At 72.0% G+C, this 20,270-nt stretch carries 23 protein-coding genes; 11 read left to right on the top strand and 12 right to left on the bottom strand.

From position 1 onward, the window contains the following. The first annotated feature begins 43 nt into the window (after positions 1–43). Positions 44–403, top strand: a complete 360-nt coding sequence (locus ACIBLA_RS03080; protein ID WP_363239679.1) for a metalloregulator ArsR/SmtB family transcription factor — start codon at positions 44–46, stop codon at positions 401–403. Positions 404–486: 83 nt separating this feature from the next. After that, complete coding sequence (locus ACIBLA_RS03075) at positions 487–1,263, top strand: N-acetylmuramoyl-L-alanine amidase (RefSeq protein WP_363239678.1); 777 nt, start codon at positions 487–489, stop codon at positions 1,261–1,263. 26 nt (positions 1,264–1,289) lie between these two features. Here the strand turns inward: ACIBLA_RS03075 and ACIBLA_RS03070 are convergent, their stop codons facing one another. The 8 genes from ACIBLA_RS03070 to ACIBLA_RS03035 form a co-directional block, all read right to left on the bottom strand. Beyond that, complete coding sequence (locus ACIBLA_RS03070; RefSeq protein WP_363239677.1) at positions 1,290–1,778, bottom strand: GNAT family N-acetyltransferase; 489 nt, start codon at positions 1,776–1,778, stop codon at positions 1,290–1,292. Between the two features lie 380 nt (positions 1,779–2,158). After that, the gene (locus ACIBLA_RS03065) at positions 2,159–3,400 is read right to left on the bottom strand and encodes a cytochrome P450 (RefSeq protein ID WP_363239676.1); all 1,242 of its coding nucleotides are present in this window, start codon (positions 3,398–3,400) and stop codon (positions 2,159–2,161) included. Beyond that, positions 3,397–4,056, bottom strand: coding sequence for an ATP/GTP-binding protein (locus ACIBLA_RS03060; protein WP_363239675.1), 660 nt, complete (start codon positions 4,054–4,056; stop codon positions 3,397–3,399). The genes ACIBLA_RS03065 and ACIBLA_RS03060 overlap by 4 nt, the downstream gene beginning before the upstream one ends. Continuing rightward, the gene (locus ACIBLA_RS03055) at positions 4,031–4,390 is read right to left on the bottom strand and encodes a DUF742 domain-containing protein (protein ID WP_399197619.1); all 360 of its coding nucleotides are present in this window, start codon (positions 4,388–4,390) and stop codon (positions 4,031–4,033) included. Before ACIBLA_RS03055 ends, ACIBLA_RS03060 begins: the two co-directional genes overlap by 26 nt. Further along, complete coding sequence (locus ACIBLA_RS03050; RefSeq protein WP_363239673.1) at positions 4,387–4,809, bottom strand: roadblock/LC7 domain-containing protein; 423 nt, start codon at positions 4,807–4,809, stop codon at positions 4,387–4,389. The genes ACIBLA_RS03055 and ACIBLA_RS03050 overlap by 4 nt, the downstream gene beginning before the upstream one ends. Further along, complete coding sequence (locus ACIBLA_RS03045; protein ID WP_399197618.1) at positions 4,806–6,356, bottom strand: ATP-binding protein; 1,551 nt, start codon at positions 6,354–6,356, stop codon at positions 4,806–4,808. Before ACIBLA_RS03045 ends, ACIBLA_RS03050 begins: the two co-directional genes overlap by 4 nt. 116 nt (positions 6,357–6,472) lie before the next feature. Further along, a complete protein-coding gene (locus tag ACIBLA_RS03040) occupies positions 6,473–7,114 on the bottom strand; it encodes a PQQ-dependent sugar dehydrogenase (RefSeq protein WP_399197617.1) in 642 nt (213 codons plus the stop codon). 23 nt (positions 7,115–7,137) lie between these two features. After that, on the bottom strand, positions 7,138–7,605 hold the full coding sequence (locus ACIBLA_RS03035) for a GNAT family N-acetyltransferase (protein WP_363239671.1): 468 nt from the start codon (positions 7,603–7,605) through the stop codon (positions 7,138–7,140). A 134-nt stretch (positions 7,606–7,739) separates the two neighbouring features. On the opposite strand from ACIBLA_RS03035, the gene ACIBLA_RS03030 reads away from it, so the two are divergent. Both ACIBLA_RS03030 and ACIBLA_RS03025 read left to right on the top strand, forming a co-directional pair. Beyond that, positions 7,740–8,117: a VOC family protein gene (locus ACIBLA_RS03030; RefSeq protein ID WP_363239670.1), complete on the top strand. Its 378-nt coding sequence runs from the start codon at positions 7,740–7,742 to the stop codon at positions 8,115–8,117. A 594-nt stretch (positions 8,118–8,711) separates the two neighbouring features. Continuing rightward, positions 8,712–9,605 (top strand): S1 family peptidase, encoded by an 894-nt coding sequence (locus ACIBLA_RS03025; protein WP_363239669.1) that lies wholly within the window; start codon positions 8,712–8,714, stop codon positions 9,603–9,605. 123 nt (positions 9,606–9,728) lie between these two features. On the opposite strand, the gene ACIBLA_RS03020 is transcribed toward ACIBLA_RS03025, so the two are convergent. Next, positions 9,729–10,388 carry a response regulator transcription factor gene (locus tag ACIBLA_RS03020; protein ID WP_363239870.1) on the bottom strand — a complete coding sequence of 220 codons (660 nt, stop codon included), beginning with the start codon at positions 10,386–10,388 and terminating at the stop codon, positions 9,729–9,731. Positions 10,389–10,545: 157 nt separating this feature from the next. On the opposite strand from ACIBLA_RS03020, the gene ACIBLA_RS03015 reads away from it, so the two are divergent. After that, complete coding sequence (locus ACIBLA_RS03015; RefSeq protein ID WP_399197616.1) at positions 10,546–11,472, top strand: ABC transporter ATP-binding protein; 927 nt, start codon at positions 10,546–10,548, stop codon at positions 11,470–11,472. Beyond that, entirely contained in the window at positions 11,469–12,248 is a 780-nt protein-coding gene (locus ACIBLA_RS03010) for an ABC transporter permease (RefSeq protein ID WP_399197615.1), read from the top strand. The genes ACIBLA_RS03015 and ACIBLA_RS03010 overlap by 4 nt, the downstream gene beginning before the upstream one ends. A gap of 21 nt (positions 12,249–12,269) precedes the next feature. Here the strand turns inward: ACIBLA_RS03010 and ACIBLA_RS03005 are convergent, their stop codons facing one another. Next, on the bottom strand, positions 12,270–13,850 hold the full coding sequence (locus ACIBLA_RS03005) for a sensor histidine kinase (protein WP_399197614.1): 1,581 nt from the start codon (positions 13,848–13,850) through the stop codon (positions 12,270–12,272). A 223-nt stretch (positions 13,851–14,073) separates the two neighbouring features. Here ACIBLA_RS03005 and ACIBLA_RS03000 point away from each other — a divergent pair, with 223 nt between their 5' ends. Beyond that, on the top strand, positions 14,074–14,466 hold the full coding sequence (locus ACIBLA_RS03000) for a VOC family protein (RefSeq protein ID WP_363239665.1): 393 nt from the start codon (positions 14,074–14,076) through the stop codon (positions 14,464–14,466). Here the strand turns inward: ACIBLA_RS03000 and ACIBLA_RS02995 are convergent. Together ACIBLA_RS02995 and ACIBLA_RS02990 are read right to left on the bottom strand one after the other, a co-directional pair. Further along, the gene (locus tag ACIBLA_RS02995) at positions 14,406–15,155 is read right to left on the bottom strand and encodes a DUF6597 domain-containing transcriptional factor (protein WP_399197613.1); all 750 of its coding nucleotides are present in this window, start codon (positions 15,153–15,155) and stop codon (positions 14,406–14,408) included. The genes ACIBLA_RS03000 and ACIBLA_RS02995 overlap by 61 nt on opposite strands. 9 nt (positions 15,156–15,164) lie before the next feature. Continuing rightward, positions 15,165–16,313, bottom strand: coding sequence for a YihY/virulence factor BrkB family protein (locus ACIBLA_RS02990; protein WP_363239663.1), 1,149 nt, complete (start codon positions 16,311–16,313; stop codon positions 15,165–15,167). A gap of 17 nt (positions 16,314–16,330) precedes the next feature. Between ACIBLA_RS02990 and ACIBLA_RS02985 the strand changes: the two genes are divergently transcribed. The 4 genes from ACIBLA_RS02985 (at position 16,331) to ACIBLA_RS02970 (ending at position 20,235) form a co-directional block, all read left to right on the top strand. After that, positions 16,331–17,974 carry an acyl-CoA dehydrogenase family protein gene (locus ACIBLA_RS02985; protein ID WP_363239662.1) on the top strand — a complete coding sequence of 548 codons (1,644 nt, stop codon included), beginning with the start codon at positions 16,331–16,333 and terminating at the stop codon, positions 17,972–17,974. A gap of 161 nt (positions 17,975–18,135) precedes the next feature. Continuing rightward, positions 18,136–19,455: a GAF domain-containing protein gene (locus ACIBLA_RS02980; protein ID WP_399197612.1), complete on the top strand. Its 1,320-nt coding sequence runs from the start codon at positions 18,136–18,138 to the stop codon at positions 19,453–19,455. Positions 19,456–19,501: 46 nt separating this feature from the next. Then, the gene (locus tag ACIBLA_RS02975) at positions 19,502–20,083 is read left to right on the top strand and encodes a GNAT family N-acetyltransferase (RefSeq protein ID WP_363239660.1); all 582 of its coding nucleotides are present in this window, start codon (positions 19,502–19,504) and stop codon (positions 20,081–20,083) included. Positions 20,084–20,151: 68 nt separating this feature from the next. After that, complete coding sequence (locus tag ACIBLA_RS02970; protein ID WP_356584885.1) at positions 20,152–20,235, top strand: putative leader peptide; 84 nt, start codon at positions 20,152–20,154, stop codon at positions 20,233–20,235. Positions 20,236–20,270: the final 35 nt, after the last annotated feature.

Raw genomic sequence — 20,270 nt, 5'->3', positions numbered from 1 at the left:
GAGCGGGTGGACAGCAGCGTGTCGCGTTCGCCATTATGTGCATATGAACGCACGCATGCAACTGTCAACTGCGCATGATGCGCACCCGCCCATTCCTGGCGAGGAGCAGTTCACCCTCGCCGCCGAGGTCTTCGCCGTGCTCGCGGACCGCACACGGCTGGTCCTGCTGCACGCGCTGACCAGGGGCGAGGCGGACGTGAGCACGCTGACGGAGGTGTGCGGCGCGGCCCGCCCCGCCGTCAGCCAGCACCTCGCCAAGCTCCGGCTCGCCGGTCTGGTCGTGACACGCAAGGAAGGCCGCCGGGTCGTCTACAACCTCCGCGACGGGCATCTGCGGCGCGTGATCGACGAGGCGCTGAATCTGGCCGACCACCAGCTCGACGGCCAGCCCTCGCACGACTGAGCCCTCCGTCGGCCGGGGGAAAAGCCCCTCGGCGCGCCCCGGAGGGGAGGCGGATCCCGGTCCGCCGCCATACGCTCGTGCTCATGAGCATCGACCGGCGCGTGCTGCTTCGTGGCATGGGCTGGGCCGCCGCAGCGAGTGCGGGCCTCACCCTGGCCGCCGACGCTGCCGGGCGAGCCGGCGAGGACGGGCCTGCCTCCCGCCCGCGCCCGCAGGCACGTCCGGAGCGCCCGCTCCGCTGGGCCAGTGCCCGGCCCGCCGTCGAGCCCCGCACGTTCTGGCAGGAGCGCCCGCCGCCCCGGCGGAAGCCGGAGCGTACGGCGGACGAGGTCAGGGCCGTCTTCATTCACCACACCAGCAGCCCCAACGACTACACGCGTCCCGAGGTCCCCGGTCTCATCCGCACCTTCGCCGTCGACCACGTCGACGGGCGGCAGTGGGACGACATCGGCTACAACTTCCTCGTGGACCGGGGCGGCATCATCTACGAGGGCCGCGAGGGCGGCATCAGCAACCCGGTCGTCGGCGCGCACACCCTCGGCTTCAACGTCGCCACCGTCGGCATCGCGGCGATAGGCGACTTCAGCGACGGCGCGCCGGTGCCCGAGCCGATGGTCGAGTCGATCGCCCGGCTGATCGCGTGGAAGCTCGGCCTGTACGGGGTGGACCCACGCGGCACGACGACGCTGGTGTCGACCAACGACGGCAGCCGCTTCAAGAAGGGCACCCGGCAGATCTTCCGAACGGTGTCGGGACACCGCGACGGCTACTCGACACACTGTCCGGGCGGTGCGCTGTACGGACAGCTCCCCCGGATACGCGAACGCGCCGCCCGCCTCCAGGGCCGCCCGGACACCTGACAAGTGCCGCGTGCCGCGGCGGCCCCTCAGAGCGCGCGGTGCATGATGTGCAGCCCGACATAGCCGTGCACCGGATGGCGGAAACCCTCGGGGAGCGTGCCGAGCACCGTGAAGCCGAGTGATTCGTACAGCTTCACCGCGTGCGTGTTGCTCTCCACGACGGCGTTGAACTGCATCGCGCGGAAACCCGCCGTCCGCGCCCACTCCAGGCTGTACTCGCAGAGCGCGCGGCCCACACCCCGGCCCGTGCGCTCCGGGTCGACCATGTAGCTGGCGCTCGCGATGTGCGCGCCGTTGCCCATGTGGTTGTTGTTCATCTTGGCGGTGCCGAGGACGGTGCCCGCGTCATCGACGGCGACGACCGTACGGTTCGGTGCGGCGAGCAGCCACCAGTCCCTCGCGTCGTCCTCGGCCAGGCCGGTCGGATAGGTGAACGTCTCACCGGCGGCCACGATCCGGTGGAAGAACGGCCAGATGGCGGCCCAGTCCTCACGGGTGGCTTCCCTGATCAGCATGGGGCCAGCATGCCGGGGCGACGGCCCGAACCGCCAACCCTTTCCCTGGCCCGCGGTGGTCCGCGGTGAAGGCGGTCGAGCGTGAGGCCTACACCCCGGCGATCAGCACCGCTCCGGACACCAGCGCGGCCAGCACCGTCGCGGCCCCGACGGCCACGCCGAGGTGGCGTTCGGGGACGGCCGGGATCCAGCATGCCGACGACGGGCGCGACGATGAGGGCGAAGCCGAGGCCGCTCGCTCCCTGGACGAACGCGGCGAGCGCCACCACGGCGGTCGAGGCGCGCGAGTACGCCGCCGCCCAGTCCCTGGCTCAGCCTTCGACCACGCGACCTCCTGACGTACCGTCATCTGCCGTGCGACGACGGTACCTGGGACGTCGTTACGGAGCGGCGACGGTGGTGTCCGGCGTACGCGGTGTGAAGTGGACGGGCAGCGACCTCAGCGAGCGGACGAACGGGCCCGGCCGCCAGGTCAGTTGGTCGCGTGGTGTGACGAGCTGAAGGTCGGGCAGCCACTGGGTGATCCGCTCGATGGCCTCGGTCGCGATGAGCAGGGCGTGCTGCTTGACGGGGCACTTGTGCGCGCCCGCGCCCCAGGAGAGATGGGAGGCGTCGTGCGGGTGGTGCGGCGCGCCGGCGGCGTCCTGTTCGGAGAAGTAGCCGAGCGCTCCGTACGAGACGACGACAGGGACCGCCTCGCGCACCCATACGCCTCGGAAGCTCATCGACTCACGGGCGTAGAGGATGCCGTAGTTCGCCAACGGCGTCTCGTGGCGCAGCACTTCGAGGACCGCGTCCATGACGGGGCGGGAGCCGCTGGTGAGGGTGGAGTAGTAGGCGGGGTTGCCGAGCATCCGCGAGAGCGCGTTGGCGACGAGGTTCGCCGTGGGCTCGTGGCCCGCGCCCATCGTGAGGAAGACCTGCCAGACGACCTCGTCGTACACGAGGTCCGCCGGATGGTCGATCAGCCAACTGGTCAGGTCGTCACCGCGCTTGAGGGTCTTGGCCGTGACGAGTTCCGTGAGGTAACGGCCGTACTCCTGCTCGCCGTCGGCGGCCTCGTCGCCGCCCTCCATGAGCCGGCCGATCGAGTTGTGGAGCCGGACGCTCTCGCTGTCGGGGAGTCCGAAGAGGCTGTTGAAGATCAGCGTCATCAGCGGGCGGGCGAAGTCGTCCACGAGGTCCGCGGCGCCCGCCGGTCCGAACCGGCCGACCAGCTGGTCCACGGCGTGGTGCACACGCTCGCGCAGGTCGTGCGGCTCGACCAGGTCGAAGGCGTCGACCAGCGCGGTGCGGTAACGCCGGTGCGCGGCACCGTCGTTGAACAGCGGGTTGGGCCGCCACTTCAGCATGCTGAGGATCGGTGAGTCGGGGGCCGTGGTCGCCTCCCACCCCCTGGAGTCGCGTGACCAGTTGTCCGGATCGTGCAGGATGTCGAGCGCCGCCCGGCGGTCGGTGACGATGTACGCGGGCTCGCCGGGGGCGAGTTCGCCCCAGCCGACGGGGCCCTGCGCCTTCAGGGCTTCGTAGCGGCTGAGCGGATCGGCGGCGAAGCCCTCGTCCCAGAGCCGGACCGGCGCCGGGAGGGAGAAGGCCTTCGCGGGGGCGGGGTAGGAAGTCACCAGGTCACCGGGTTTCCGTGGTGGGGGCCGGCACCGTCGGTGTGACCCGCTATCAGATGCTGGACGAGTGCGAGCAGCGCGTCGACGGAGGAGTTGGTGTCGCGCGCGTCGCAGATGACCATGGGAGTGTCGGCTTCCAGGTCCAGCGAACGGCGTAACTGCTCCTCCGTGTAGGAGCGCGCGTCGGGAAAGGTGTTGAGCGCGACGGCGTACGGCAGCCCAGACTCCTCGACCAGTCCGAGTACGTCGAAGGAGTCGTCGATACGGCGCGTGTCGACGATGACGAGCGCGCCGAGCGCGCCGTGGGCGATGTCCGCCCACAGTGAGCGGAAGCGCTCCTGGCCGGGTGTGCCGAACAGATAGAGCACAACCCCGGCGTCCACGCTGATCCGCCCGAAGTCGATGGCGACGGTCGTGGTGGTCTTGTCCCGTACACCCGCGAGGTCGTCCACGGTCACGGACGCCTCGGTGAGGTGTTCCTCGGTGTGCAGCGGCCGGATCTCGGACACCGAGTCGATCAGCGTGGTCTTGCCCACCCCGAACGGGCCCGCCACCAGGATCTTCACCAACTCGCCCGTGGTGTCGGGCAGGTGCAGCCCCTCGGCGCCCGTGTCGCCGGTGCCGCTGGTGCTACTGCTTGAGGGCGCGGAGGCCATCGGCCACTCTCTTCAACAGGTCGGCTGCGGGCAGGGCGGCGGCGGGCACCGGCGCGCGTACGCTCACCAGCCCCTGCTCGGCCAGTTCGGCGGCGAGTACGCGTACGGCGGAGACCGGCAGCTCCAGCAGGGCGGCGGCCTCCACCAGGGTGAGCGTCCCGCCGTCGAGCACGTCGAAAAGCGCGTGCCGGGCGGCGGGCATCCCTTCGGGGGCGGGCCCGCTCCCCCCGGTCAGCAGCGAGAGCCGTTGTAGTTCGGTGTGGCCCGGCCGAGCGACCCCGCCGGTGGACAGATAGGCGGGAACGAGTGGACGGCCGCTTCTGCGGCCGGTCATGCCGGAGCGCCGCCCTCGCTCGCGCGTGGTGCGGCCGTCATCGTCTTCTCGCCGAGTCGGGCCACCTGTGAGTGCACCCGGTGGGCGAGCAGGTCGAGCCGTACCTCGGGGGCTCCGTACGCGGCCACACAGGTGCCGTGCGAGGTGGGCGCGACCAGGATGTAACCGTGGTCGGACTCGACGACGATCTGGCGGATCTCCGCGTCGTCGTGGTCGGCGAAGGCGGCGGCGGCCGTACGGCACGCGCCCTGCACGGTGCTCGTGATCGCCGCCGTGCGTTCGGCGGTGGCCTGGCTGAGCGCGTCCGTGTAACCGGAGACGAGGCCGTCCCTGGTGAGGAGGACGGCTGCCCGCACATGCGGGATTTCCAGGATCGGATCGAGCACCCACGCCGTTTCGCCGGCGTCGCGGCTTTTCATCGCGGGTCGTTCCCTTCGGGGTCGGCGGTGGATCGTGCCGCTGCGGTGCCGGTCTGGAGCGCGCCGAGCGCCGCGGCGGAGTCTTCGGGGGTACGGGAGGGTGGTGGGGCCTGCTGGGGGACGGGGCGGCCGGCCAGGGCCGCGGCTTCGGGGCCGGGGCGGGGGCGGCGACGCCTGCGCTGGGGCAGGAGGTCGTCGCCGGGCGGGACGCCGTGGTCGGGGTCGATGCCGCCGGGGGTGTTGGCGGATGTGTTGCCAGGGGTGCTGCCGGGGTGGGCGAAATCGGGGTAAGACCCTTCGGAAAGCGAGGAGTTGGCGGGCGGGGCCGTCGTGGAAGCGGTGGGCGGCGTCGCCCTGCGGGCCGCCGTCCGCAGGTTCCGCGAGGTGGCGGCCGTCCTGACCGGCAGCTTGCCGGGTGTCTCCGCCCTGGCCGGCTGTTCCGGCGTTCCGGCGGGGCGGGTGGAGCGCGGTGCGGCGGCGGCGGGCGGCCTGACGACCGGGTCGACATGGCTGAGCAGGTGGTTGTCGACCAGCAGCACCGCGCGTACGCCGCCGTACGGAGACGGGGTCGACAGGTCGACAGAGAGGTCGAACTGTCGGGTGAGCTGGCCGATCGCGGCCAGTCCCATCCGGGGCGGGTCGCCGAGGTCGGACAGCAGGATCGGCTCGCTGCTCGCCACCATCCGCTGTGCGTAAGCGCGTTCGTCGGCGGACATGCCGACCCCGGCGTCGTCGATGGTGACGGCGGCCCCGTGGTGGGCGCGTTCCAGGTGCACCGAGACGTCGGTGTCCCGTGAGGAGTGCCGCAGCGCGTTGTCGAGGAGTTCGGCGACGATGATCGCGACAGGCTCGACGGCGTGCGAGACGAGCGCGGTGCCCGGCTCCAGATGGTTGTTGACGCGTACGCGGTGGTAGCCGACGATCCGTGACTGGCCACCGGTCACGGCGTCCACCAGGTGCGACTCCTCACGGGCCAGGCCCACCCAGGCGCCGCAGACCACGGCGGCGACCTGTGCGCGCCGCAGCGACTGCTCGTTCTCGTGGTCGAGTTCGAACAGGGTCTGTGCCAACTCGGGCTCGTCGTACTGCTGTTGCAGCCCTCTGAGCACGTCCTGGAGCCGGTAGAGCCCAGCCTGGATCTCGCGGGTGGTGCCACGCATACCGGCCCGCGCCGCGGCGTCGACCCGCTTGCGCTCCTGCGTCATGACGTTCGACAGGCCGTCGATCACCCCCTCCAGAGCGGCGCCCGGTCCGGTGCGGGCGAAGTCGGAGCTGAGCGGTCCCGGCACCTGCGCCTGCGGGTGCGCGGCACGGGTCGCCACGGCGGGGATGCGCTTCTCGGCGAGATGCGCGATCTCGGCGGTGAACGCGTCGGTCACGCGCCCGGCCCTCGACCGCTCGTTGTCGAGCCGGTCCCGCAGATCGGCGATCTCCTCGCGGAGTCTGGACCGGTCGCGGCGGGAGCGGAGCAGACCGCCTGCCAGGACGAGCGCCAGAAGGGTCCCGGCGCTCAGGCCGCCTGCGGCCAGAACCGTTATCTCGATCATCGGACGGACCTCGGGAGGATCGGGGAAATGGCCGAGGACAGCGTTCACCCTCGCCTCGGTGACCGGTCACGCACGCTCCGTGTGCACCGTGGGCGTGCAGACTACCGCTCCCGGAGTCACCGATCTCCCCTTTCGTCCACCTGTGTACGGCGGGCCGGACGCCGGGCCGACTGTCCGGCGCGGAAGGGGAGTTCCGCGCCGGACAGCGGCCGTTCGCCGCGCAGTGACGCCATGTGGACGGCGCCGTCGACAACGGCGATTCCGCTGGGCGACGCCTCGGCGGTGGTCCAGGTGGCCTTCGGGTCGGTCATCCCGGCCGCGGAGCAGGTGCCTTCGCAGATGGGCCAGCCGTAGTTGTTGCCGGCCTTGACGAGGATGAGTTCGTCCCTGGCGTTCTGGCCGAGTTCCGCTCCCCACAGACGGCCCTGCGGATCGAACGCGATGCCCTGCGGGTTGCGCTGGGTGGAGGGTGTGAGAGGTGCCGGTGCGCCATGGGGCGCCGTTGGAAAGGGAGTTCTAAGGGTGACCGGCCGCGGCTCCGTGGTCTTTCGGGTAGTCCCGGTGGACGTAGGCGGGCGCCGTGGGTGCCTCCCCGGCCGGCGGGAGGGCGTCGACCAGGTCGGTGACGAGTGCGTGGTCGGGCGACAGACGACAGGCCGGGTTCGTGCGGGTGGCGTCGCCGCTGAGCGCGTGGGCCTGGCAGCGGCAGCCGCCGAAGTCCTTCGTACGAAGCTCGCGGCTACGGCAGGGGCTTGCATCCAGGACTCGCCCCGGCTCTCACCTACCCGTGCGGGTCGATGACCAGCTCCGGGCGGTCCCACATCACCGCGGGCGGGTTCGCCGCCACCGTACCGACGCGTTCAGCGCCGACGCCGAGGTAGAAGCCCTCGGCGGGCGGGTGGGACACCACCCGTACGGCGCCGGCGCCGGCGCCGCGCGCCTCCCCCTTCATATGGTCGATCAGCCGCCGCCCGACGCCGAGGCCCTGGGCGGCGTCGGCGACGAACAGCAGATCCAGCTCCGGCGGGGCGAGCAGCAGCGCGTAGAAGCCGAGCACCCTGCCGTCGGGGCCCGCGGCGAGGAAGACCCGGTGGGTCTCGATGTAGTCGGGCCCCACGCGATAGCCGGCGACCATCGGCGCGTACGGGCCTTCGTAGGCGCCGGAGGCCTGGACGAGCCTGGTCAGGCGCCTGGCGTCGCGCGCGGTGGCCCGTCGGACGGTGACCGCCTCGGTAACACATGAGGTCATGCTTCGAGTATTACGTACACGGGGGTGCCGCCCGAACGGCGGGTCCCGACGGACACCGTCGGGCTGCCGGGCCCCCGTCCCCCTTGTACGGTCGGGGAAAGGCCGGGACCCGGCCGGACGAGAGGAAAGCGGACATGCTCGGCAGCAGCAAGGCGTTCAGCGGTTTCGCGGTGGACGACATCCCGAGGGCCCGCCTCTTCTACGGGGAGACGCTGGGCCTGGACGTCACCGAGGCGAACGGCATGCTGCATCTGCGTCTCGCGGGCGGGGCGGAGGTGCTCGTCTACCCGAAGCCGGACCATGTCCCCGCCACGTACACGATCCTGAACTTCCCCGTGGACGACATCGAGGCCGCCGTCGACGAACTGGTCCGGCGGGGCGTGCGCTTCGAGAGCTACCCCGGCATGGAGACCGACGACCGCGGCATCTTCCGGCTCGGCGGCCCGTACATCGCGTGGTTCACCGACCCGGCGGGCAACACCCTCTCCGTGCTCCAGGACCGCCCGGCCTGATCAGCTCGCGTCCGTCAAGAGTGCTGACCTGGCCGAATGCGGTCAGGCAGGATGACACCAACTCGGGGCCGTAGCATATGAATTCGGCCATCGAGCCGACGAGCGCATTTGGCATGTACTACCCATTCCGCCGCGCTGGCGGAGCACCGATCCCCGGCGCGCGTCCGCGGATACGGCTGGAGCGCGGCCGTACACACCGCTCATACCGGGTGCCGAACCGCCGTGCAGACCGTGTGTGTTCGTAACGTGACCTGTCGCAGCTCCACGGTATACAGGCTCAAACCCGCTGTCTCACAGGGAGTTCACGCCCGAAGCACGCGCCGCGCCCCCGCGCCCCGTCGCTTTGCAGCAAAGCGACGGCTCGCTGAGGGCGACGTCATGGCGGCGCCCCGCCGACGGCGCCGAACCGGGGATGCCGGGGCGCGTGCGACGGGGGTCCGGAAGTCGGCCTTGTGTACGAGGCGTACCCCGTCAACGATTCCATCCGTGCGGATCGACAGGCCCGGAGCCGGCAACTACCGGCCACGGACCGGCGCACGAGCAACGGCCCACACCCCACGGGGCCGTGTTCTCCCCCCACTGATGGAGGATTTCGTGACCTTCAAGCGTTTCTCCCCCCGCGACGGCGTGTCCAGACGCGCTCGTGCCCTCGCCGTGTCCGCCGGTCTGATGGCCGCCGTCGCGCTCGCCGCACCGTCCGCGGTGGCCGCGCCGGCCCCCGAGGCGAAGGCGACGGTGGCTCAGCTCGCCGACGCCAGCTCCGCCGTACGCGGCGCGGACGTGGCCGGCACCGCCTGGTACACGGACAAGGCCACCGGCAAGATCGTCGTCACCGCGGACAGCACCGTCTCGGCGGCCGAGCTGTCCGAGGTCAAGTCGGCCCTCGCGGACTCCAGGGCCGACCTGACGATCAAGCGCACCCCCGGCACCTTCAGCAAGCTGATCGCCGGCGGCGAGGCCATCACCACCGGCGGCGCCCGCTGCTCGCTCGGCTTCAACGTGACCAACGGCAGCGCCAACTACGCGCTCACCGCCGGTCACTGCACCAACATCGGCAGCAGCTGGTCCATCGGCACGACCGCCGGCACCAGCTTCCCGGGCAACGACTACGGGATCATCCAGCACTCCGACCCGGGCGCGGCCGACGGCAGGGTCTACCTGTACAACGGCAGCTACCAGGAGATCGACGGCGCGGCCGACCCGTCCGTCGGCCAGGGTGTCACGCGCAGCGGCAGCACCACCGGTGTGCACAGCGGCTCGGTCACGGGCCTCAACGCGACCGTGAACTACGGCGCCGACGGCATCGTCTCCGGCCTCATCCAGACCAACGTCTGCGCCGAGCCCGGCGACAGCGGCGGCGCGCTCTTCTCGGGCACCACGGCGCACGGCCTGACCTCCGGCGGCAGCGGCAACTGCTCCTCCGGCGGCACCACGTTCTACCAGCCGGTCACCGAGGCCCTCAGCGTCTACGGCGTCTCGATCATCTGACCGTCCGAAGCGTCCGGGCCCCGGGGGATGACGAGCCCCTGAAGCCCTGAACAACGCAGGGACGAGTTGTCCCCGGCGGGCCGCGCCCCAGGCGCGGCCCGCCGTCGTACGCCCGGCCCGGCCTCAGGACCGGTCGTCGCGGTCCCGCCCGACCAGACCCGCCTCGTACGCGGCGATCGCAGCCTCCACCCGGTTCCGTACGCCCAACTTGGCCAGGATCGCGCTGACATGGGCCTTCACCGTGCCCTCGACCAGATGCAGGCGTCCGCCGATCTCGGCGTTGGACAGCCCCGCGCCGACCAGCTCCAGGACATCGTGCTCCCGCCCGGTCAGCCGCTCGGCCAGCGGTCTCACCGCCGCCGCGCCCGCCCCGCCGTCCCGCAGCCCCGCGACGACTCGGGCCGCGACCCTCGGTGAGAGGTACGCGCCGCCCCCGGCCACCGCGTGCACGCCCGCCAGCAGCTCCCTGGGGTCGTCCGCCTTGAGCAGGAACCCGTCGGCCCCACCGCTCAGCGCGCGGGCGATGAAGTCGTCCTCGCCGAAGGTCGTCAGCATGACCACCGCCGTACCGGGCAGCTCCCGATGGATCCGTTCCGCGGCGCGGATCCCGTCGAGCGCCGGCATCCGGATGTCCAACAGGGCGACATCCGGGCGGTGTTCGCGTACGGCGTCCACGGCCTCCCGGCCGTCCGCCGCCTCCGCGACGACCTCGATCCCCGGATCCCGCGCGAGGATCGCGCGCACTCCGGCGCGGACCAGCGCCTCGTCGTCCGCCACCAGCACTCTGACCACGGGCGGAGTGTACCGAGCAGGGTCACGGGATGGTCCCCGACGAAAGTCGGGGGTGTGATCGCTGACGAACGTCCGATGTGTGACCGCACCGGTGATTCGTACCGTCCGGTGGACAGGAACGGACGGCACCGGAAGGACGGGCACAGACGTGATCACCCTGAGAGGGCTGACCAAACGCTACGGCGACACCGTCGCCGTGGACGGTCTGACGCTGGACATCGCGGAAGGCCGGGTGACCGGTTTCCTCGGCCCGAACGGGGCCGGCAAGTCGACCACCATGCGCATGATCCTCGGGCTCGACCATCCGACCGGCGGCACGGCTCTCATCGACGGCAGGCCGTACGCGGCGCTGCGTCATCCCGTCCGCGAGGTCGGCGCGCTGCTGGACGCGAAGGCCCTGCACCCGGCGCGCTCCGCACGCGGGCATCTGACGGCGCAGGCCCGCAGCAACGGTATTCCGGTGGGCCGGGTTGACGAGGTCCTGGAGCTGGTGGGGCTCGCGTCGGTGGCCCGCAAGCGCGCCGGGGCGTTCTCGCTCGGCATGTACCAGCGGCTCGGCATCGCGGGAGCGCTGCTCGGCGACCCGCGCGTCCTCGTCTTCGACGAGCCCGTCAACGGTCTCGACCCGGACGGGGTGCGCTGGGTGCGCGAGCTGATGCGCTCGCTGGCCGCCGCGGGGCGCACGGTCTTCCTCTCCAGCCATCTCATGAGCGAGATGCAGCTGACGGCCGATCAACTCGTCGTCATCGGGAGGGGAAAACTCCTCGCGGACACGGCGATGGCGGATTTCCTGGCCGACAGCTCCCAAGCCTCCGTGCGGGTCGGTGTCCCGAGCGCCGACGACCGGCGATCGCTGGTGGACCGACTGGTCAGCAAGGGCGCGGAGGTGGCGCCGGCCGGTGACACGGAACTGATCGTGACGGGCCGCACCGCCGAGGAAGTGGGGGACGCGGCACACGGCTTGGGGGTGCGCCTGCATGAACTGCGGCCGGTATCTGCCTCGTTGGAGCAGGCGTACATGGAATTGACGGCCGAGAGCGTGGAGTACGGGGCCGGGACGGGAGCCGGGGCATGAGGGGCGAGGGCACGGCGGGCGGGAGTACGCCGGGCGGGGGCGGGTTCGCGGGGGCGGTGGCCTCCGAGTGGACCAAGGTGTGGACGGTGCGGGCCGCTTACGTGTGCCTGGTCGCGGGGGCGCTGCTGATGGGGGTGTTCACCTTCTACTACGGCGCCATCGCCCGTATCAACGACCATCCCGTCCAGCCGGTCGGCAACGCGCCGGTGGCCGCGGCGGTGCTGGTGCAGTTCGTGGTGGTCGTCCTGGCGATGGCCACGGTGACGAGCGAGTACGCGACGACCGGCGTGCGCGCGACGCTGCTGTGGGTGCCGGTCAGACACCGGGTCGAGCTGGCCAAGGCGGTGGTCGCGGCGGTGGTGGCGTTCGTGGCCGGTGTGCTGTTCGGGGTGCTGGGCACGGCCGTGGCGTGGGCGTCGTTCGAGAGCCGGGCGACGTTCGACGCCACCGAGGTGCTCGGTCAAGTGCTGCTTCTGGGCGGTTATTTGGCGCTGGTGGCAGTGCTGACGGTGGGGGTGTCGTTCGCACTGCGGGCACCGGCCGCGGTGCTGACGGTGCTCTTCCTGCTGCTCTACGGCGTGCCGACCGTGCTCGTGGGGCTGGGCGGCGAGGTGCTGCGAGCCGTCAACGACCACCTGCCGCACGGCGCGGGCACGCACGCCATGCTGGCCGACGACGCGCCGTATCCACGGGTGGTGGGCTTCCTGATCGTGGCGGGGTGGGCGGCCGTCGGCCATCTGATCGGACGTGAGGTGCTGCGGCGGCGTGACGCGTAGCCCGGTGGCGGCGCGACGTCGTCACCCCCTGCCCGAACCCGGCACGACGTCCTTGGAGACCAGCCGGGACCCGCTGTAGCAGAGGCGGTAGACGTCCACCTGGTCGAGCAGGCTACCGCTGGACCTGTAGTACGCGCAGGTGGTCCCGGCCGGGCGGGGACGGGCCTTGACGGAGTCGGAGACGTAGGGGAACTGCCGCGCCGGGAGGACGTTCGCGAACTCGGCGCGGTCCCGCCCCACTTGGAGCTGGGCGTAGTCGGCGGGCCGCAGCACGCAGGTCGCGAGCTGGAATGCGGCGTAGGCGGCGGAGCCCAGGGTGATGAGCCCGAATCCGCCGGGCACCACGAACGCGGCGGCGAAGCGCAGCCGGGCCCTTCGCCGGGCGGTGGTGAGCTGTCGTACCGACTCGGACGCCGGCTCCGACTCGGCGCCGGAATCGGTAACGGCCCCGGACTCCCGCAGTGGCCGGTCCCGGCCCACCCGGTCCGGCATTGTCGCGGCGACCTCGAACCCGGTCCCCCGCGGCGCGGCCCGCAGCGTCCCGCCGACCACCCCCACCCGCTCCCGCAGTCCCGTCAGACCGTGCCCTCCCGATACCGGGCCCGACGGTGGGAGCGACTTTCCCGCGTTCCCGGCCGAGTTGGCCACCGCTACGTCCGTCCGCCCGCCCTCGTGCGTGATCCGCACCCGTACCGCGCCCCCGGGCGCGTGCTTGGCCGCGTTGGTCAGCGACTCACGCACCACCCGGTAGACGGCGCGGTCGACGAGCGGAGAGAGGCCGGGAGGCGCCGGGGTGCCGTCGCGCCGCAGGTCCACCGTGACGCCGGAATCCCGCGCCCGGTCGACCAGCTCCTCGACGGACTCGTCCGTCGGCGCGGCGGCCCGGTCGCCCTCGTCGTCGCGCAACACTCCCACGGTGTCCCGCAGATGACCGACGGCGTCCGCCACGGCGGCCCGCAACTCGCCGAGATCCGCCCGGTCCCGGCCGGTCACCGTAGGTGAGAGTTCCAGGGCGCCGGCCCGTAGCGCGATGAGGCTCAGCTCGTGCCCGAGCGAGTCGTGCATGTCGGCGGCGATCCGGGTCCGTTCCCGCAGCCGGGCCTGTTCGGCGACGAGCCGCTGCTGGCGCTCCAGGAGTTGTGCCCGCTGCCAGCCGCCGCGTACGAAAGCGAGCTGTGCCTGCCAGTAGCGGCCGAAGAGCCAGGGCACCAGCAGCGCCAGGGGGAAGGCCGTCAGCGTGTAATACCACCACACCGCTCCCCCGCCCAGCACGGCGCAGAGCGCCAGGTCGAGCGCCAGGCAGCCGCCGAAGGCCGGCAGCGCGGAGCGGGTGGTGGTCGGTCCGGTGCCCAGGAGATAGGCCGAGACGGCCAGCGCCACGACGTACGCGTTGGCCGGCGTGACGGGGTGCGCGAGGCCGATCGCGCACAGCGCGTTGACGGCGAACACGGCGGCCACCGGCCACCGGCGGCGGGCCGGGATCGCGACGGCGAGAACAGCCAGCGGCAGCACCAGTTCCAGCGCGACGGAGGATTCGGGGTGGCCCACGAACCAGACGAGCGCGACCCCGGCCAGGGCGAGCCACAGGGCGGTGTCGCGCACGGCGGGGCCCACCACCGTCCAACCGTCCGTACCGCTGTTCCCGCCCGTATCGCTGCTCGCGCCCGTTTCGCCTGTCCGGGCCGTTTCGCTCGTCCCACCCCGCCACCGCACCGTTCGAGGCTATCGAACGGCCGCGCCGCAGACGGGGGCCGGTGGAGCGGGCGACGCCGTCCTGTCCGATTCGTTCAAGACCGTCGCGACGGTCCGCGCCTACCTTGGGCGCATGACTCCACGACTCGACATGATCGGCATCGTCGCCTCCGACATGGCCGCCTCGCTCGCCTTCTACCGCAAGCTCGGCCTGGACATCCCCGCCGACGCGGACTCCGCTCCCCATGTGGAGGTCACCCTGCCCGGCGGAATGCGGCTCGGCTGGGACTCGGAGGCGGTCATCCGGTCCTTCGACCCCGATTGGACCCCGCCGACGCCCGGAGACCGGGTCGGACTGTGCTTCCTGTGCGACAGCCCCGCCGATGTCGACGCGCTCTACGACGAACTGGTCGGCGCCGGGTACCGCGGCCACCTCAAGCCGTGGGACGCGGTGTGGGGCCAGCGTTACGCGGTGGTGCTCGACCCGGACGGCTGCGGCGTCTCGCTGTTCGCCAACGCCGCGTAGGCACCGAGCGTGAGACCGGTCAGATCGCGCGTCTCCCTGGCGAGATGCGCCTGGTCGGCGCAGCCGGCGAGGACGGCGGTCTCCGCGAACGGTACCGACGCCCGTACGAGCGCGAGCGCGCGCTGGAGGCGCAGGACGCGGGCCAGGGTCTTGGGACCGTAACCGAAGGCGTCCAGGGAGCGGCGGTGCAGCCGGCGGGTGCCCAGGCCGACGGTCTCGGCGACGGAGGCGACGGTGCGGCCCGCGTCGAGCCCGCCCACGACGGCGCGCAGCAGCGGGTCGGGCGGTCCGGCGAGGGCCATGCGCCGCAGCGCCGCCGATTCCAGGGCGGCGGCCGGGTCGGCGGCGGTGGCGACGCGCTCGGCGGTGTCACGGCCCTCGGGGCCCGGCCACAGATCGGTGAGGTCCACGCGCCGGTCGCGCAGCTCGTGCGCCGGTACGCCCAGGAGCGCGGGCGCGATGCCGGGCGCGAAGCGGACCCCCATGGCGTCGGCGACAGGGCCGCCGTCCGACAGGTCCGGTGTGAAGGCGTGCGTGTCAGGCCCGGCGACGCTCAGCCGGCCACCGATCCAGAGCAGGTCCATGCAGCCGTCGGGCAGGACGGGGTAGACGGGACCGTCGTCGTGTTCCGGCGCTGTCCGCGTCCATACGACGACGCCCTCGACCTGCGACGCCCGTTCCCTGTACACACCGCCAGACTACGACTTCTGCTCCTTGTCGCGGCCGGCGTGGAACCGGGACTTCAGGTCGTCCGGCGGGAGGAAGCGGGACCATCGCTCCGGGAACTCCGAGGGCATGTCCGGGTCGGGGCCGTACTCCGCGTCGTCCGTCTCCGTCTCCCCCGACAGCGCCTCCACCCGCGCCACCAGCTCCGCCGCCTGCGCCGCGCGCAGCCGGTCGTTGGCCGCGCGTGCCGCCGCCGTGGCGACCGACGGCCAGACCCGGTCGGTGGCGGCGTTGACCGCCGCTCCGACCAGGACGGCGAACGCCGAGATGCCGATCCACAGGAGGACCGCGATGGGGGCGGCGAGGGATCCGTAGATGGTGGGGCCCTCGACCGTACTGGTGAGATAGATCCGCAGCAGGAAGCTGCCGAAGACCCACATGGCGAGGGCGACGAGCGCGCCCGGCACGTCCTCTATCCACGGCGACCGCGCGGGCACGGACACGTGGTAGAGCGTCGTCAGGAAGGCCACGGAGAGCAGGATCACCACCGGCCAGTACAGGACGACGGCGACCTCCGTGCCCCACGGGATGATGTCGACGACCCTGTCGGGCCCCACCACCGCGAGCGGCAGCACCACGGCGCCGACGATCAGCGCCACGATGTAGAGCAGGAAGGCGAGCAGCCGGGTGGCGACGATGCCGCGCCGGCCGTCGAGCCCGTACATCACGGTGATCGTGTCGATGAAGACGTTCACCGCCATCGAGCCCGACCAGAGCGCGATCGCGAAACCGATGGAGATGAGGTCGGGGCGTCCGCCGTGCGTGACGTCCGACAGCAGCGGTTTCGCGATCTGGTCGACGCCTCTGTCCGAGAGGACCGTGCCGACCGCGGTGAGGATGTTCTCCTCGATCGAGGCGACGGTGGTGGTGTTGGTCCAGTCGTCTATGTATCCGAGCAGGCCGAGGAGACCCATCATCAGCGGCGGCAGGGAGAGCAGCGTGAAGAAGGCCGCCTCCGCCGCGAGACCGAGAATCCGGTACTCGATGCACGAGTTGACCGTGTCTTTCAGCAGCAGCCAGGCCATCTTCCGCTTGGAGACGTTGCGGTAGAGGGCTCGGACCCGGCGGAGTCGGCGGAGTCGGCCCGATGGCCGCTCGGGTGTTTCGTTTGCTGCCTGCACCTCCTTACCGTAGCGGCATGACTGCCAGCACCCACACAGTGACCAACCAGGTTCCGCCCCTGGTGGGATACGACGTCTTCAGCGGCGACCGGGCCCTCGTGGAGGGCCTGGAGCGGCACGCCGCGCCCGAACTCCTCGACGAGGCACGGTCGGAGCTGTCCGCGCTCGGTCTGACGGCCGGTTCGGCGCGGGCCCAGGAGTGGGGCGCGCAGGCCAACGAGAACCCGCCGAAGCTGCGTACCCACGACCGGTACGGCAACCGGATCGACGAGGTCGAGTTCCATCCGGCCTGGCACCAACTCCTGGACGGGGCGGTGTCGGCGGGGCTGACGGACGCGTGGGGCCGGCCGGACGGACATCTGCGCCGGGCCGCCGGGTTCTACGTGTGGACACAGGCGGAGGCCGGGAACGGCTGTCCGCTGTCCATGACGCACGCGGCGGTACCCGCGCTGCGCGCGGATCCGGAGCTGGCCGCCGAGTGGGAGCCGCTGCTGACCTCGCACCGGTACGAGCCGGGTCTGCGGCCCGCGGCTCAGAAGGCCGGCGCGCTGTTCGGGATGGGCATGACCGAGAAGCAGGGCGGCAGCGACGTACGGGCCAACACGACGGCCGCGAGGCCGCTGGACACCGACGGCGAGTATCTGCTCACCGGGCACAAGTGGTTCTGCTCCGCGCCGATGTGCGACGGGTTCCTGGTGCTGGCGCAGGCCCCGGCGGGGCTGACGTGCTTCCTGGTGCCGCGGGTGCTGCCGGACGGGACGCGCAACGTGTTCATGATCCAGCGGCTGAAGGACAAGCTGGGCAACCGGTCGAACGCGTCGAGCGAGGTCGAGTTCGCGGACACGTGGGCCCGCCGGGTCGGCGAGGAGGGGCGCGGGGTGCGCACCATCATCGAGATGGTGGCGGCGACGCGGGTGGACTGTGTGCTCGGATCGGCGGCTCTGATGCGCCAGTCGGTCGCGCAGGCGGTCCATCACACCGCGTACCGCAGGGCGTTCGGGGGCGAGTTGATCGACAAGCCGCTGATGCGCAACGTACTGGCCGATCTGGCGCTGGAGTCGGAGGCGGCGACGACGCTGGCGCTGCGGCTGGCGGCGGCGCAGGACGCGGTGCAGAGCGGCGGTTCGGAGGCGGAGCGGGCGTTTCTGCGGCTCGCGGTGCCGACGGCCAAGTACTGGGTGACGAAGCGGTGTACGCCGGTCACCGCCGAAGCGCTCGAATGTCTGGGCGGCAACGGTTACGTGGAGGAGTCCGGCATGCCGCGGCTGCTGCGTGAGTCGCCGCTCAACTCGATCTGGGAGGGTTCGGGGAACGTCCAGGCGCTCGACGTGCTGCGCGCGCTCCAGCGTGAGCCCGAGGCGCTGAACGCGTTCCTCCAGGAGGTCGGCACGGCGCGCGGCGCGGACCACCGGCTGGACGGGGCGATCAAGGACCTGCTGACCGAACTCGCCGATCTGGACGGCATCGAGGCCCGTGCCCGGCGCCTGGTGGAGCGGATGGCGCTGGTGCTCCAGGGCTCGCTGCTGGTGCGGTGGGCGCCGCCGGAGGTCGCGGACGCGTTCTGCGCGTCACGGCTGGGCGGGGACTGGGGTACGGCCTTCGGCACGCTGCCGCACACTCTGGACCTGGAGTCGGTCGTGACGCGGGCGCGGGCGGTCTGAGCGAGGTTCCGCCGGACAGGGCCAGAGCCGAGGGTGGTGCTGCGCCGACACGGCACCACCCACGACTTGATGTCACCCTCACCCATGAGGTGACTGTTCGCCAGGGTTGCAAGTGGTTGCAGAGTACGGCGGGGGACCCGATGAAGGACACATCGCTCGACATGTCACGTCTCGTGGCGATGGACGGCGGGCAGGCGACCCGGCTGCTCCAGCGGATCAGGGAGGCGTCACTGGCCGGTGACCGGCCGCCGATGGCGCCCCGCCCCGTCATCGGGGCCTCGTGGCAGCGGATGCGGCGCCTTGGCGTGGACCCCGACCGGCAGCGGACCGGGCGGCTGATCCTGGCGGCGGACGAACTCGAACACCGGCGTCGTACAACGGCACTCGGTGAGGTGATGCACAGCGTCGCCGAAGGGCTGGGCGGTATCGCCGACACGTCGCTCCAGATCCTGGTGGTCACCGACGAGCAGGGCCGGGTCCTGTGGCGCGAGGGCAACGCCAGGGTGCTGCGGCAGGCCGACGGCATCAGCCTGGCGGAGGGCGCCGCCTGGGCGGAACAGGTCAGCGGGACCAACGCCATCGGTACGGCACTGGCCGAACGCACTCCGGTGCGCGTCCACTCGGCCGAGCACTTCGTACACGTCCTGACGCGCTGGACCTGCGCGGCGGCCCCGGTGCACGACCCGCGCGACGGGCGGCTGCTGGGTGCCATCGACGTGAGCGGCCCGGCGACGGGTTTCCATCCGACGACGCTGGCCCTGGTCACCTCGGTCGCGAAGCTCGCCGAGAGCGAGCTGCGGGAGCGCCATCTGCGGGCCATCGGGCGGCTGCGCGCGGTGGCGGCGCCGATCCTGTGCCGGGTGGGCGGCCGGGCCGTGGCGGTCGACACGCACGGCTGGACGGCCGCCGTGACGGGGATGGCGCCGGTCGACCGGCTGCCGCTGCCCCGGTCCGTACGGCCGGGGCGGCTGTGGCTGCCGTCCCTCGGCATGTGCACCGTCGAGCCGCTGCCCGGCGGCTGGCTGCTGATCGTGGAGGAGGAGGCGCCGCCGGACCTGCCGAGCAGGGTCGTGCTGGATCTGAGCCGGCCCCGGCGCTGGTCCGTGACGGTCTCGGGGGCGGCGGGCAGCTGGGCGCAGGAGCTGACACCGCGCCACGCGGAGCTGTTGTACGTGCTGGCCGTGCACCGGGAGGGGCGGAGCGCGGCGGAGCTGGCAGCGGATGTGTTCGGGGACCCGACGCGCACGGTGACGGTGCGGGCCGAGATGTCGCGGGTGCGGCGTCATCTGGCGGGGGTGCTGGCCCACCGGCCGTACCGCTTCAGCGAGGAGGTCGAGGTGGAGGTCGTACGGCCGGAGCACCGGGCGGATCTGCTGCCGCACTCGACGGCGCCGGCGGTGGCGGACGGCCGGGCGGACAGCGGGACGAACAGCGGGGCGGACGGCCGGGCGGCCGGATCGAATGGCCCGTCCGGCACCTGATGGCACCGGTTTGGCGCGGGGAAAGCGGCGTGATTCCCTGACGCCCATGAGCATCACTGTGACCACCTGGTCCCTGGAACAGACCTCTCCGGCCGATCTGCGGCCGGCCGCCGAGCCCGCGGGCGACGTACGGATCGTCCGGTCCGAGGTCCCCTCGGCGGAGTTCAGCCGGTTCCTCTACACCGCCGTGGGCGGTGACATCCGCTGGACCGACCGGCTCGCGTGGTCGTACGAGGAGTGGCACGAGGCCGTCTCCCGGCCGGGCGTCGAGACCTGGGTGGCGTACGAGAAGGGCACCCCGGCCGGTTACGTGGAGCTGGAGGCGCAGGAGGACGGCACGGTCGAGATCGCGTACTTCGGGCTCATCCCGGCTTTCCGGGGGCGCCGGATCGGCGGGCATCTGCTGTCGTACGGGGTGGCGCGCGCCTGGGACCTGGCGGAGCGCCGGCCCGACCGGACACCGACGAAGCGGGTCTGGCTGCACACCTGCTCCAAGGACGGGGAGCACGCGATGGACAACTATCTGCGGCGTGGCTTCACCCTCTTCGACACGAAGGTGGCCGAGGAGCCGGATGTGGCTTCGCCGGGGCCGTGGGCCGGTGCCCGCCCGACAGCAGATCTCACATAGCGGGACACTCTCGTCCACATCGTGGATCGTGGTGGACTGGCCTCAGATCCACGTGCCAGGCTTCCCCCATGTCTACAGCTGGAATTGCCTTGGTGAGTCGGCGGCACGTCGATCTCGGCCGCATGTCCAGCGCGATCTGTCGGGCGAGCTGACCAGCACAGCTCCCGCCGTTCTCCACCCGCCTCAC

Source organism: Streptomyces sp. NPDC050433, from assembly GCF_044458565.1.
GTDB lineage: Bacteria > Actinomycetota > Actinomycetes > Streptomycetales > Streptomycetaceae > Streptomyces.
Note: the sequence above shows the minus strand (reverse complement) of the source record. Positions and strands in the feature narration are given on the sequence as shown.

Bases quoted from the DNA above. Each gene is read 5' to 3' on its own strand.
- ACIBLA_RS03040 (WP_399197617.1), bottom strand. From the start codon at position 7,114: ATGCAAGCCCCTGCCGTAGCCGCGAGCTTCGTACGAAGGACTTCGGCG.
- ACIBLA_RS03070 (WP_363239677.1), bottom strand. From the start codon at position 1,778: ATGCTGATCAGGGAAGCCACCCGTGAGGACTGGGCCGCCATCTGGCCG.
- ACIBLA_RS03045 (WP_399197618.1), bottom strand. From the start codon at position 6,356: ATGATCGAGATAACGGTTCTGGCCGCAGGCGGCCTGAGCGCCGGGACC.
- ACIBLA_RS03060 (WP_363239675.1), bottom strand. From the start codon at position 4,056: ATGGCCTCCGCGCCCTCAAGCAGTAGCACCAGCGGCACCGGCGACACG.
- ACIBLA_RS02970 (WP_356584885.1), top strand. From the start codon at position 20,152: ATGTCTACAGCTGGAATTGCCTTGGTGAGTCGGCGGCACGTCGATCTC.
- ACIBLA_RS02975 (WP_363239660.1), top strand. From the start codon at position 19,502: ATGAGCATCACTGTGACCACCTGGTCCCTGGAACAGACCTCTCCGGCC.
- ACIBLA_RS03055 (WP_399197619.1), bottom strand. From the start codon at position 4,390: ATGACCGGCCGCAGAAGCGGCCGTCCACTCGTTCCCGCCTATCTGTCC.
- ACIBLA_RS02980 (WP_399197612.1), top strand. From the start codon at position 18,136: ATGTCACGTCTCGTGGCGATGGACGGCGGGCAGGCGACCCGGCTGCTC.
- ACIBLA_RS03030 (WP_363239670.1), top strand. From the start codon at position 7,740: ATGCTCGGCAGCAGCAAGGCGTTCAGCGGTTTCGCGGTGGACGACATC.
- ACIBLA_RS03010 (WP_399197615.1), top strand. From the start codon at position 11,469: ATGAGGGGCGAGGGCACGGCGGGCGGGAGTACGCCGGGCGGGGGCGGG.
- ACIBLA_RS03080 (WP_363239679.1), top strand. From the start codon at position 44: ATGAACGCACGCATGCAACTGTCAACTGCGCATGATGCGCACCCGCCC.
- ACIBLA_RS03035 (WP_363239671.1), bottom strand. From the start codon at position 7,605: ATGACCTCATGTGTTACCGAGGCGGTCACCGTCCGACGGGCCACCGCG.
- ACIBLA_RS03000 (WP_363239665.1), top strand. From the start codon at position 14,074: ATGACTCCACGACTCGACATGATCGGCATCGTCGCCTCCGACATGGCC.
- ACIBLA_RS02985 (WP_363239662.1), top strand. From the start codon at position 16,331: ATGACTGCCAGCACCCACACAGTGACCAACCAGGTTCCGCCCCTGGTG.
- ACIBLA_RS03050 (WP_363239673.1), bottom strand. From the start codon at position 4,809: ATGAAAAGCCGCGACGCCGGCGAAACGGCGTGGGTGCTCGATCCGATC.
- ACIBLA_RS03075 (WP_363239678.1), top strand. From the start codon at position 487: ATGAGCATCGACCGGCGCGTGCTGCTTCGTGGCATGGGCTGGGCCGCC.